Annotated in this window: 8 protein-coding genes and 1 tRNA gene; 7 read left to right on the top strand and 2 right to left on the bottom strand. The window is 36.5% G+C overall.

Annotated features, from left to right (window positions below):
• Positions 1–312 precede the first annotated feature (312 nt).
• Positions 313–921, bottom strand: coding sequence for a superoxide dismutase (locus B4F31_RS15590; protein WP_075325317.1), 609 nt, complete (start codon positions 919–921; stop codon positions 313–315).
• Positions 922–1,087: 166 nt separating this feature from the next.
• On the opposite strand from B4F31_RS15590, the gene B4F31_RS15595 reads away from it, so the two are divergent.
• The 5 genes from B4F31_RS15595 to B4F31_RS15615 all read left to right on the top strand — a co-directional run bounded on the left by B4F31_RS15595 (position 1,088) and on the right by B4F31_RS15615 (position 10,768).
• Positions 1,088–4,219 carry a UvrD-helicase domain-containing protein gene (locus B4F31_RS15595; protein ID WP_286761715.1) on the top strand — a complete coding sequence of 1,044 codons (3,132 nt, stop codon included), beginning with the start codon at positions 1,088–1,090 and terminating at the stop codon, positions 4,217–4,219.
• Positions 4,220–4,251: 32 nt separating this feature from the next.
• Entirely contained in the window at positions 4,252–5,445 is a 1,194-nt protein-coding gene (kbl, locus tag B4F31_RS15600) for a glycine C-acetyltransferase (protein ID WP_075325319.1), read from the top strand.
• A gap of 193 nt (positions 5,446–5,638) precedes the next feature.
• On the top strand, positions 5,639–7,048 hold the full coding sequence (locus B4F31_RS15605; protein ID WP_075325320.1) for an OmpA family protein: 1,410 nt from the start codon (positions 5,639–5,641) through the stop codon (positions 7,046–7,048).
• Between the two features lie 74 nt (positions 7,049–7,122).
• Positions 7,123–9,858 (top strand): PD-(D/E)XK nuclease family protein, encoded by a 2,736-nt coding sequence (locus B4F31_RS15610; protein ID WP_286761716.1) that lies wholly within the window; start codon positions 7,123–7,125, stop codon positions 9,856–9,858.
• A gap of 7 nt (positions 9,859–9,865) precedes the next feature.
• Complete coding sequence (locus tag B4F31_RS15615; RefSeq protein ID WP_075325322.1) at positions 9,866–10,768, top strand: alpha/beta hydrolase family protein; 903 nt, start codon at positions 9,866–9,868, stop codon at positions 10,766–10,768.
• A 317-nt stretch (positions 10,769–11,085) separates the two neighbouring features.
• On the opposite strand, the gene B4F31_RS15620 is transcribed toward B4F31_RS15615, so the two are convergent.
• Positions 11,086–11,159: transfer RNA gene (locus B4F31_RS15620), tRNA-Ala, on the bottom strand.
• Positions 11,160–11,232: 73 nt separating this feature from the next.
• Between B4F31_RS15620 and B4F31_RS15625 the strand changes: the two genes are divergently transcribed.
• On the top strand, positions 11,233–11,754 hold the full coding sequence (locus tag B4F31_RS15625) for a GNAT family N-acetyltransferase (protein ID WP_075325323.1): 522 nt from the start codon (positions 11,233–11,235) through the stop codon (positions 11,752–11,754).
• Positions 11,755–11,831: 77 nt separating this feature from the next.
• Positions 11,832–13,160 (top strand): MATE family efflux transporter, encoded by a 1,329-nt coding sequence (locus B4F31_RS15630; protein ID WP_075325324.1) that lies wholly within the window; start codon positions 11,832–11,834, stop codon positions 13,158–13,160.
• Positions 13,161–13,235: the final 75 nt, after the last annotated feature.

Raw genomic sequence — 13,235 nt, forward strand, 5'->3', positions numbered from 1 at the left:
TACCCAAATTTAAAACGCTTCAGAAAATAAAACTTCCCACAACTAACTTACACAAAAACCCAAATTTTCTTACATTAAATATTGAATTTCAATACTTTAACAGATATTTACGCCTTTAATCTAAAAAATTTGCACGCAACATTTATTCAATATACTTTAGACTCACCATAACATAAGTAGGTTAAGTTCATGGTAGATTTGGGGCAAAGAAAGGTGGATTTAAAAAATCCGCCTTTTTTTATTTAACATTCTGGCAAAAAAAAGACCGCCAAACAGCGGTCTTTTTAATATATATGAAAAATAACTTAGTTATTATTTCTGCTTTGCATATCTGCTTCCCACTTCTTTCCAGTCTATTACATTAAAAAATGCATCAATATAATCTGGACGACGGTTTTGATAGTTTAGGTAATAAGCATGTTCCCAAACATCAAGACCTAAAATAGGAGTTCCGCCACAGCCAATTCCTGGCATTAATGGATTGTCCTGATTTGCAGTAGAGCAAATTTCTACTTTTCCGCCTTCGTGAACACAAAGCCAGGCCCATCCAGAACCAAACTGTCCTGCAGCTGCCTTGGCAAATTCGTCTTTAAAAGCTTCAAAAGAACCATATGCAGCATCTATTGCTTTTGCAAGTTCACCTTCTGGCTTTCCACCACCATCTGGAGACATTACTTCCCAAAACAGGTTATGGTTATAAAATCCGCCTCCGTTATTTCTTACAGCGGTATTTTCTTTATCAAGATTTTCAAGAATATTCTCTATAGTTTTTCCTTCAAGATCGGTGCCTTCTATTGCAGCGTTTAATTTCTTAGTGTAACCTGCGTGGTGTTTTCCATGGTGAATTTCCATGGTCTTCGCATCTATATGTGGTTCTAATGCATCAAATGCATATTTTAACTTTGGTAACTCAAAAGCCATTTGTATCTATTTTTTAGTGATTAGTAATAAAATTCACTCAAATTTAGGTATTAAGCTATTTAATAAAAACATTTTAGTGTTATAAAATACTTAAAAGCGGGGGGAGAATACAAAACATTTTTATTTTACCTTTAAAATTCAAAATCTTCATCAAAATCCAGCTTTTTTGACTAATAATTTCACTATTTATAATGCTTCGGCGGGATCGGGAAAAACCTTTACCCTGGTTAAAGAATATTTGCTCTTGCTTTTTAAAAGCAAAAAGCCAGATGCTTACAAAAACATTCTAGCTATCACTTTTACGAATAAGGCGGTAGATGAAATGAAATCCAGGATTATTAGCAGTTTAAGAGATTTTACTGAAGAAGAAACTTCAATTAATAGTAATCCGCTTTTTAAAATTATTGCTGAAGAAACCGGTTTATCTGAAGCCGAGCTTAAAACTAAAGCTGCAAAGATCTTAAAAAGCATTATTCATAATTACGCCGCTTTTGAAGTTTCTACCATAGACGGTTTTACACACCGGGTACTTAGAACTTTCGCTAAAGATCTTGGTCTTCCCGTAAATTTTGAAATTGCCCTTAACACACGGCAAATACTAATGGAAGCCGTAGATAGGCTTATAAGCAAAGCCGGAACCGATAAAGAACTTACAAAGGTTCTTATTGCTTTTGCCATAAGTAAAACCGATGACGACAAAAGCTGGGATATAGCTAAAGATCTTTTTGAAATTTCTGAATTACTTATTGGCGAAAATCACCAGGAAGCGCTAAAAAAACTAAAGGGAAAAACTCCAGAAGATTTTCAGAAATTCAAAGAAAGAATAAGTTCAGAAATAAAGAAAACCGAAGCTTTAATTGCAGAAACAAGCCACGAGTTCTTCGACCTGCTTGAGAAAAATAGCATTGAAGAAAAAGATTTTAGCGGCGGTTATATTTATAAGCATTTTATAAAGTTAAGAGATCAAAAACCTATTGACGGATTTGAAAAAGCCTGGATGCTAAAACTGTACAGCGCTCCACTTTACACAAAATCGAACAAAAATCAGGCGGTAAAAGATGCGCTAGATAGTGTTCAATCTTTAATAGTTAGCTTTTTCGAAATTTCGAAAAGAGCCTACCTAAACCTTGATTTTCTTGAGGCAATTAGAAAAAACCTTACCCAACTTTCGCTTCTTAACGCGATAAACCAGGAAGTAGAGCTTATCAAGAAAGAACGTAACCTAATTCTAATTTCAGAATTTAACCCTAAAATTAGCGCCCAGGTTAAAGACCAGCCGGCCCCTTTCATCTACGAAAGGCTTGGGGAACGTTACCAGAATTATTTTATAGACGAGTTTCAGGATACCTCCCAGATGCAGTGGGAAAATCTTATTCCGCTTATAGACAATAAACTTTCTTCTGAAAATATTCAGGATCCTGCCAGTGCGATGCTGGTTGGTGATGCCAAACAATCTATTTACCGTTGGCGTGGCGGAAAAGCCGAGCAGTTTATAGACCTTTGCTTAGATACTAACCCTTTTAGTATTGAAAAATACGTTCAAAATCTGCCAGATAATTACCGCAGCGGAAGCCAGATTGTGAACTTCAACAATAGTTTATTTAGCTATGCAGCCGGTACTTTGCAACACCCTGCTTATGCTAATTTGTTTCAGGAAAGCGGTCAAAATCCTAAAAAAGGAGATTTTGGATATGTAAATATCGATTTTATTGAAGCCGAAAATGCGGCGGAAGAACACGAAATTTATCCTGAAAAAATCCTGGAAATTATTCAGAATTTAGAAAAAAGAAAAATTAAAAAAGGAGATATCTGCATCTTAACGCGTAAAAAAAAGGAAGGCGTTACTATTGCGAGTTATTTAAGCGAAAATAATATTCCTGTAGTTTCTTCGGAAACTTTGCTAGTGGCCAATTCTCCTGAAGTAAATTTTATGGCTCATTTGCTTGAATTTTCTTTAAGTCCTAAAGACAACACTTTAAAACTGGAACTTTTTGATTTCCTGGCCGAGTTTCTAGAAATAGAAAATCGCTACCCTATTATTTCAACGAATTTAAAGAAAGACGGTAGGGCCTTTTTCCACTGGTTAAAAGGTTATAATATCGATTTTGACCTTGATCAAATAAGGCAACTTTCAGTTTACGAAGCCGCAGAATATATTATTCGAAGCTTTTCTTTAGTAGAAACATCTAACGCTTATGTGCAGTTTTTCTTGGATTTTATCTTTGAAAGTACTCAAAAAGCTACTGCCGGCATAGCCGATTTCATAGATCTATGGAAACAAGAAATAGAAAACCTCAGTATCGTTGTTCCAAAAGCTGAAGATGCGGTTCAAATAATGACCATTCATAAATCTAAAGGCCTGGAATTTCCGGTGGTGATCTATCCTTATGCGAATTCCGATTCCAAAAGCACCCGAATGGATTCACTTTGGTTACCAATGGAGGCTCCCTTAAATGAAATTCCTATGAATTACCTAAGCGCATCAGATAAAATGCTGAATTGGGGACCCAAGGCTTCAGATATTTATTCCGAGTTAATTCACCAAAAAGAACTTGACACTTTAAATGTACTTTATGTAGCATGCACCCGTGCTTCGCAACAGTTGTATTTGTTAAGTAAAAAAGAAATAGATGCAAAAGGAAATGAAAAAGCCTATAAAACTTCAGGCTTACTGATTGGCTTTTTAAAAGAAATTGGAAGATGGGATTCCAACATCAATACTTATGAATTTGGTGAAATTGGAAGCCCGGAAATTTCAGAAGAAAGTCTTTCAGAAAATATTATTTCTAAAAAGTTCTATTCTTCAGCCACTCAAAATCAAGCGGTAAATATCGTAACGAAATCGGGAATGCTGTGGGATAGCAAACAGGAAGAAGCAATAGAAAAAGGAGAAATTCTGCACGAATTATTGGCGCAAATAGATTTTAAAGATCAGGTAAAACCTGTTGTGACCCAGGCCGTAAACGATGGAATAATCACCAAAGATTCCGCAGAAAAAATAGAAAAATTGCTTCTTGAAATTACCAATCATCCACAGCTTTCAGCATTTTACGTAGAAGAAGCTAAAAATTATAATGAACGCGATATTTTAACTCCTGAAGGTAAAAGATTAAGGCCAGACCGCATTAATTTTTCGGGAAATACAGTGAATATTATAGATTATAAAACCGGAAAGTTTGATATTTCCCACGAAGCTCAAATTAACAGCTATGCCGGGATTTTAGAAGATATGGGTTACAAAATAGGTAGCAAAAATCTTGTTTACACAAATAAAGCACTTAAGGTGCGCCTTGTTTAAAAGAAATGTAAGTTTGTAAAAAATTAAAAATTATGTACGGATCAATAAAACAACATTTAGAAAAAGAGCTGGAACAAATTAAAGAAGACGGCCTTTTTAAAAAAGAACGAATAATTACCGGCCCTCAGGATGCGGTAATTAAAATTTCTACCGGACAGGAAGTAATAAATTTTTGCGCCAATAATTATTTAGGATTATCCTCACATCCTGAAGTTATAAAAGCAGCAAAAGACACTATGGACACCCACGGTTTTGGAATGTCTAGTGTTAGATTTATTTGTGGAACCCAGGATATCCATAAAGAACTGGAGCAAAAAATAGCCGATTTCTACGGCACTGAAGATACTATTCTTTATGCTGCTTGTTTTGACGCTAATGGCGGAATTTTTGAACCGCTTTTAACCAAAGAAGATGCAATAATTTCAGATTCGCTTAACCACGCCTCTATTATTGATGGGGTTAGGTTATGTAAAGCGGCAAGATATCGTTACCAAAATGGTGATATGGCCGATTTAGAAAAACAACTTAAAGATGCCAACGAAAAAGGAGCAAGATTTAAGCTTATCGTTACAGATGGTGTTTTCTCTATGGATGGACTTGTAGCTCCTTTAGATAAAATTTGTGATTTAGCTGATAAATATGATGCGTTGGTTATGATAGACGAATGCCACGCTACAGGGTTTATTGGAGAAAAAGGAATTGGAACCCTGGAAGAAAAAGGAGTGATGGATCGTGTGGATATCATCACCGGAACTTTAGGAAAAGCACTTGGCGGCGCTATGGGTGGCTATACTACAGCAAAAAAGGAAATTATAGAATTACTTAGACAACGCTCCAGGCCTTATTTGTTTTCAAACTCCCTTGCTCCTTCTATTGTTGGTGCTTCGCTAAAGGTTTTTGATATGCTTAAAAATGACAATAGTCTACGCGAAAAACTAAAAAGCAATACTCAATATTTCAAAAAAGGAATTAAAGATGCCGGCTTTGATATTATAGATGGAGAATCGGCTATTGTACCGGTAATGCTTTATGATGCTAAATTATCTCAAAAAATGGCCGAGAGACTACTGGAAGAGGGTATTTATGTAATAGGATTCTTTTACCCGGTAGTTCCAAAAGAAAAAGCCAGGATAAGAGTACAGTTATCTGCCGCCCACGAGCAGGAGCATTTAGACAAAGCCATTGCGGCCTTCACCAAAGTGGGTAAAGAATTGGAAATAATTTAGTTTCAATGTTAAAGAGTAGCTGATCCTTATAATGAAATATTAGCAAAAACAAGGCTTTATAAATCTTAAAAAGCTCTCAAAAACGCCATTATCTAAGGGTTTATTAAGAAAACTTTATTATTTTATGCTTTGCCGATAAGCTTTAACAGTCTACTTTTGTTAACAATTAACACTTAAAACTAAACTATTGAATATGAAACATCTTAGCAAAATTTTATTCGCTACAATGTTGGTTCTGGGCATTACTTCGGTGACTGCGCAGGATGCAAACAATCCCTGGTCTATTGGGATTCAAACCAACGCGGTAGATTTTCACCCTACCACTGATGTAGGAGGAACTTTTGACGATTATTTTAACGTTGGAGATCATTGGAATATCTTGCCATCTATGTCTAGATTAACAGTAGGTCGTTATATTGGAAGTGGCTTTGTATTTGAACTTGCGGGTTCTGTAAACCAAATAGAACAATATGGCGCTGAATCTGTTCCACAAATGGCATATTATTCTGTAGATGGATCGTTTAATTACAGCTTAAGAGCTTTATTAAATGACGGATGGTTAGATCCTGTTGTTGGTATTGGTGGTGGTTACACCAGCATTGCTGATAATGGAGATTACCCAATTTCAGATCTTAGTGCAGCAACTCTTAATGGTAAATTCGGATTAAATTTCTGGTTTACAGATAATGTTGCATTAACTGTTGAATCTAATTACAAACACGTGTTTGATGTTGATGGTGCAACACACTTTCAACACGCAGCGGGTGTGAAATTTATGTTCGGTGGAACAGATTCTGACGGTGACGGCATCTACGATAAAGATGATGAATGTCCAGAAACTCCAGGTTTACCTGAGTTTAACGGATGTCCGGATTCTGACGGTGACGGGATTGAAGACCGTATGGACGCTTGTCCAAATGAAGCTGGTTTAGCTGAATTTGATGGTTGTCCTGATACCGATGGTGACGGAATTGCTGATCCTAATGATGACTGTCCTGAAGTAGCCGGATTGGCTGAACTTAACGGATGTCCTGATGCAGATGGTGACGGAGTTGCCGACAACGAAGACGACTGTCCAAACGAAGCAGGTCCTGCTGAAAACAATGGTTGTCCTTACGAAGATATGGACGGTGACGGCGTTTTAGATAAAGACGACGATTGTCCTGAAGTTGCTGGAACTGCAGCTAACAACGGATGTCCAGAACCAGACGTAGAAGTTATTTCTGAATTGAACGAATATTCTAAAACTGTATTGTTCGACTTGAACAAGGCTACAATTAGAGATGAGTCAGAAGAAGCACTTCAGTCTATTGCAGATATTATGAATGAATATTCAAATACAATATTCCACATTGAAGGTCATACCGATAGTACTGGTAGCGCCGAATATAACGAGAAACTATCTCGTGAGCGTGCTGCGTCCGTAGAGAAATGGTTAGAAGAAAATGGTGTACCAAGCAACAGATTAACTTCTGAAGGTTATGGTGAAGAAAGACCAATTGCTACTAACAATACCGCTGCCGGAAGACAGGATAACCGTAGGGTTGAAATCTCTTTAGATAAAAATAAAGAAGTAAAAGATTCTGATTCTTCTATGGAATAAGAAATCTGGTAATTAGTTAGATAATTATTATAGAAAAACGCCTCGGTTCCCGGGGCGTTTTTTATTTTTAGCCTATGGTATCTTTTATTTCAGGAGTTCTTAAGGAACTCATTTCTTCAGAAGAAAATATTTCAGAAATCATCTTTATTCTTCCCAGCAAACGTGCAGGAAGTTTTCTATTAAAAGAACTTTCTGCTTTAAGTGAAAATCACATTTTCGCTCCAAAAGTTTATAGTATTGAAGAATTCACAGAAGTAATTTCTAAAATAAAAACTGTAGATAATACCCTTACTCTTTTCGAGTTTTATAATGTCTACAAGAAAATTACACCAATAGAGGAACAGGAGGATTTTGAAACTTTTACGGCCTGGGCACAAAGCCTTATCCATGACTTCAATGAAATAGACCGTTATTTAATAGATTACAAAAGCTTTTTTAATTACCTGGCAGATATTCAGGACCTAAAACATTGGTCTATCCAGGAACCCAAAACCGAATTGATAAATAATTATTTATCGTTTTGGAATAGTTTACCGGCATTTTACGAAGCCTTAAAAGAAGAATTACTTTCCAAAAACACCGGCTACCAGGGTTTAATTTATAGGAAAGCCTCAGAAAATATTACAGAATACACCCAAACCAACAAAGCCCGGCACCTTTTTATCGGTTTTAATGCCCTAAATACTGCTGAGCAACTAATAGTTCAACATCTATTAGAAAACGATCGAGCAGAGATTTACTGGGACTTAGATGAGGTTTTTGTAAAAGACCGCCAGCACGATGCTTCACTCTTTATAAATCAGTATTTAAAAGACTGGCCGGTTTATAAGAAAAAGAAAGCTAAGCTTAATGTAAACGAGTATTATAAAGCTAAAAATATTCAAATTACCGGCGTTCCAAAGAATGTGGGACAGGCCAAATATTTAGGAGAATTATTGGCGAATTTAGATGAAGAAACACTACAGGAAACCGCCGTGGTTTTAGGAGAAGAAGACCTTTTGTTACCCGTTTTAAACAGTTTGCCGCCTAATGTACAGGATTTGAATATCACCATGGGTTTTCCGCTTAAAAATGCGCCTATCGCTTCTTTGTTTGACAGGTTATTTCAAATTCACCAAAACACCGGTTCTGCTTATTATTATAAAGATGTGATTTCGGTAATTAATCACCCCGCTTTAAACGAAATTCTAAAAAAGGAAACCGAAGTTTTTATAGAAAAAATCCAGTCAGAAAACACGGTAAATCTTTCAGAAAAAGAAATTATAAATTCGTTTTCTGCTGAAGCAAAACCTTTAATAAAAGCTTGTTTTAGAAGTTGGGATAACTCGCCTAAAAAAGCCTTAGAAGCTTTTCAGGAAATTATAAACCAGGTTAAAATTCATTTAAAAAGTAGCGAGAATAAGCTTGGTTTGGAGTTTTTATATCATTTTCATGTGCTGTTTAACAAACTGGAAAACCTCAACGAAGCTTATCCTCAACTAAAAAGTATTAAATCACTTTATCAGTTTTATAAAGAAATAATGAGTACCCAAAACCTGGATTTCCAGGGAAGGCCGTTTAAAGGTTTACAGCTTATGGGAATGTTGGAATCGCGGGCTTTAGATTTTAAAAATGTGATTATTTGTTCGGTAAATGAGGGCGTTTTACCTTCGGGTAAATCGGGGAGTTCTTTTATTCCTTTCGATTTAAAACAAACTTACAAACTGCCCACTTACAAAGAGAAAGACGCGGTTTACACCTATCATTTTTACAGACTTTTACAACGCGCTCAAAATGTGCATTTGCTTTATAATACAGAAACCGACGGGTTGAATTCCGGAGAAAAAAGCAGGTTTCTTACTCAGCTGGAAATTGAGAAACAACCGGCGCATCAGCTCACGCATGCTATGGTGAGTCCAAGAGTTCCGGCAATTAAAAATGAACTTCGGGAAGTGAAAAAAACTCCTGAAATTATGGAGAAGATCCAATCCCTCGCTACTTATGGCTTCTCCCCTTCTGCCCTAACTTCTTATATTAGAAATCCGCTTGACTTTTACAGGCAGTACGTTCTAGGTGTTCGTGATAGCGAAGAAGTTGAGGAAACAGTAGCTTACAATACATTGGGGACGGTGGTACATGATAGCCTTGAAAATTTTTATAAACCGCTGGAGAACCAAATGCTCACGGAAGAGCATATAAAAGATTTTAAAGCTAGGATCCAGGAAGAGATCACGCTTCAGTTTAAAAAATCTTATATGAACGGGCCGGTAAACCAGGGAAAAAACTTGTTGATTTATGAAGTGGCCAAACGTTATTTGCGCAACTTTTTAAACCTGGAATTAGACAGACTTAAATCTGAAGAGATTAAAATCCTAAAAATTGAGAAAACTTTAAAATCTGAAATTAGGATAGAGCATCTTGATTTTCCGATCTTTATGCGCGGAAAAGTTGATCGTGTGGAAAATGCTGACGGTATAACCAGAATTATTGACTATAAAACAGGGAAGGTAACCCAGGATAAAATTGAAATTGTAGATTGGGAAGATCTCGCTTCAGATTACGATAAATACAGCAAAAGTTTCCAGGTATTAGCGTATACTAAGATGATGCAAGATCAAAGCTCGATAGATTTACCGGTTGAAGCCGGCATTATTTCATTTAAAAATTTAAAAAGCGGATTCCTGAAATTCGCTAAAAAAGATAAAGCAAGAACAAAAAATAAAGAAACTGCTATAAATAAGGAGATTCTAGGCGCATTTGAGATAGAATTAAAGAAACTAATTACCGAAATTTGCGATCCTGAAATTCCTTTTAAGGAAAAAGAAATATAAAAAACCTATGGAAATCACTAAAAGAACTAACCTCCAGATAGATGGAAAGCACAATAAACCTATTCTTATAGATTTAATTTTTAACGACGATAAGAAACCCAAGCCAATCATAATTTTTTGCCACGGCTATAAAGGTTTTAAAGATTGGGGCGCCTGGGATAAAATGGGAGAATTTTATGCAGAAAAGGGTTATTTCTTCGTGAAATTTAACTTTTCTCACAACGGGACTTCTCCAGAAAACCCAACCGAATTCTTAAATATTGAAGCCTTTGGAGATAATAATTATATAAAGGAGTTAGATGACCTCCAAACCGTTATAGACTGGGTGCTAACCCCAGATTTTGACCAGGCTCAACAAATAGACGTGAAGAGTATTAACCTGATTGGGCATTCTCGAGGTGGCGGAATTGCAATTATAAAAACTGCTGAAGAAGAAAGAATTAACAAGCTTATTACCCTTGCCGCGGTAAGTGATTTTGCTTCTCGTTTCCCAAAAGAAAAAGAACTGGAAGCCTGGGAGAAAAAAGGCGTGCAATACATAAAAAACACCCGTACCGGGCAGCAATTACCGCATCATTACCAATTCTATAAGAATTTTAGAGAAAACAGGGAGCGTTTAAATATTCAAAAAGCAACCAAAAAGCTGGATATTCCCCATTTTATTGCTCACGGAAGTAATGACACCACGGTATCTATTGCCGATGCCGGGAATTTATTTGAATGGAGTGCTATTTCTAAATTGCTTTTGGTAGAAAATGCCGATCACGTTTTTGGTATTTCTCACCCGTGGAATAAAGATGAATTAACTAAAGAATTTCAGCACGTGCTTAATAGAACGGCAACTTTTCTCGATGCCAGCGTTCAGGATCTAAAAGACGAATACATAGATAACGACGAAGCTGATTCTTAAGCTTTTTAAAAGTATATTTTCACTAAAAACGGTCTTGAATTAATTTTTAAGATCGTTTTTCATTTTAAATAAATCGTCATTCTGAATTTAGTTTAGAATCTAATATTTTGATAATCTAAACATGTTAGAAGCTGAAACAAGTTCAGCTTGACGAAAACCTTGTTTAGACAGCGTGGTTTGTGAAGAATATCGCCCTGAAGCGTCGGGGGAACCGATGCCCTTCCCGATTATGTTTCGGGACGCACTAGCCAGCCCGCAATATTTTCAAAATGAAAAGTTCGGAAATAAAAAAACCACCGCGAAAAACGGTGGTTTTGTGGAGAATATCGGAGTCGAACCGATGACCTTTTGGCTGCCAGCCAAACGCTCTAGCCAGCTGAGCTAATCCCCCAATTGGAAGGCAAATGTAATAATTTTCTGTAAATTCCAACAAAGAACTTTTATTTATTATTGTTGATTAAAAAATGATTAGAAAAGCTAACCTAAACGATCTCAGGGAGATCAAGAAACTAACCGAAGCCTGTGCAAAAGCGCTTCAGCAGCAAAATATCTTTCAATGGAATGAACGTTATCCTTCCCTGGAAAAGCTTAAAAAAGATATTGAGAAGCAAGAATTATACATTTTTGAGGAAGAGAATATGATTATCTCCATTATTGTACTCACCTCAAAAATGGATGATGTATATCGTAATATAAACTGGCTTAGCAAAACCGGCAATAATCTTTATGTTCACAGGCTGGCCACGCACCCAGAATTCTGGGGAAAAGGATACGCCAGGAAAATGATGGATTTTGCTGAAGAATTCGCTAAAAACAAGAATTTTACTTCCATAAGATTAGATACATTCAGTAAAAATATTCGCAATCAAAAATTCTATGAAGCCCGTGCATACACAAAACTTGGTGATGTCTATTTTCCGCATAAAAATGAGTATCCTTTTCATTGCTACGAAAAACTTTTAGCAAATTCTTTCAACGCAAATTGAGAAAATCTTAAGAAATTAGTCTTGCGATGAGGCTTTACAATAAAGCATTCTATATTTGCTGCTGAAAATAACCGCTGTTGGAATCTTCTGTTAGTTTTAAAAATATAAACCGAATTGCCATTCCCGCAATTATCGCCGGGATTGCCGAGCCGTTGATCTCGCTTACAGATATTGCGGTAATTGGAAATGTAGAAAAAAACTCGGTTGAAGCGCTGGCTGCGGCAGGAATTGTAGGCTCATTTCTTTCAGCAATTATTTGGATCGTAGCTCAAACCAAAACCGCCATTTCTGCCATTGTTTCCCAGCATTTGGGCGCAAACCGAATTCATGCAGTAAAAACGCTTATTCCGCAGGCTATATATTTCAATTTTGCTTTTAGCTTAGTGATCTATGCTACTACCGCCTTTTTCGCCGAATCAATCTTTAGCGCCTATAACGCCGAAGGTTTGATCTTACAATATTCTGAAGATTATTATCAAATCCGCGCGTTAGGATATCCATTAACTTTGGTGACTTTTGCTATTTTCGGAGTATTTCGCGGACTTCAGAACACACTTTGGGCAATGAAGTGTAGTCTTGCCGGTGCCGCGGTGAATGTAGGATTGGATTTTCTGTTGGTTTATGGAATCGACGGATTTATTCCTGCGATGCATCTTAAAGGCGCTGCATATGCCAGTCTTGCTGCACAAGGAACAATGCTGGTAATGGCACTATGGTTTTTCTTCAAAAAAACACCTTTTCACTTAAAACTGAGTTTAAATATAAATCCGCGTTTAAAAGGCCTTTTACTTATGGCCGCCAACCTTTTTGTTAGAACGGCCGCCTTAAATTTCGCTATTTACCTGGCCAATGCCTACGCCACAGATTACGGGAAAAACTATATCGCTGCTCAAAGTATTTTAATGAATATCTGGCTTTTCTTTAGCTTTTTTATAGATGGTTATGCGAACGCCGGGAATGCGATTGGCGGGAAATTACTCGGCGCCAGGGATTACAGAAATTTATGGGAACTCAGTAAAAAAATAAGCAAATATGCGGTTTTGATCGCTTTTATGTTAATGGCCATCTGCGGACTGTTTTACAACCAAATTGGGTTAGTTTTTAATAAAGATATGGCCGTGCTGGCCATATTCTCATCGGTTTTTTGGATCGTATTATTAATGCAACCGGTAAATGCCATTGCTTTTATGTTCGACGGAATCTTTAAAGGTTTGGGCGAGGCAAAGTATCTGCGTAATTTACTTTTAGTAGCCACATTTTTGGGCTTCACTCCTGCCCTTTTAATTTCAGATTATTACGGTTTAAAACTCTACGGAATCTGGATCGCGTTTTTTGTCTGGATGCTTATTCGAAGCGCCGGTTTGGTCATTAAATTCAGAAGAAAATATTTACAAAAGGAAGTTTGATTCTCAGTGGCCAGGGAGCAGTTAAAAACAATTAAACCAAAACCGTATTTTTCAAAATTAATCTTTCTAAATTTG

Origin of the sequence: Salegentibacter sp. UBA1130 (assembly GCF_002311535.1) — a bacterium.
Taxonomy (GTDB): domain Bacteria; phylum Bacteroidota; class Bacteroidia; order Flavobacteriales; family Flavobacteriaceae; genus Salegentibacter; species Salegentibacter agarivorans.

Coding starts and splice junctions, on each gene's coding strand:
- B4F31_RS15605 (WP_075325320.1), top strand. CDS start 5,639: ATGAAACATCTTAGCAAAATTTTATTCGCTACAATGTTGGTTCTGGGC.
- B4F31_RS15590 (WP_075325317.1), bottom strand. CDS start 921: ATGGCTTTTGAGTTACCAAAGTTAAAATATGCATTTGATGCATTAGAA.
- B4F31_RS15615 (WP_075325322.1), top strand. CDS start 9,866: ATGGAAATCACTAAAAGAACTAACCTCCAGATAGATGGAAAGCACAAT.
- B4F31_RS15625 (WP_075325323.1), top strand. CDS start 11,233: ATGATTAGAAAAGCTAACCTAAACGATCTCAGGGAGATCAAGAAACTA.
- B4F31_RS15610 (WP_286761716.1), top strand. CDS start 7,123: ATGGTATCTTTTATTTCAGGAGTTCTTAAGGAACTCATTTCTTCAGAA.
- kbl (WP_075325319.1), top strand. CDS start 4,252: ATGTACGGATCAATAAAACAACATTTAGAAAAAGAGCTGGAACAAATT.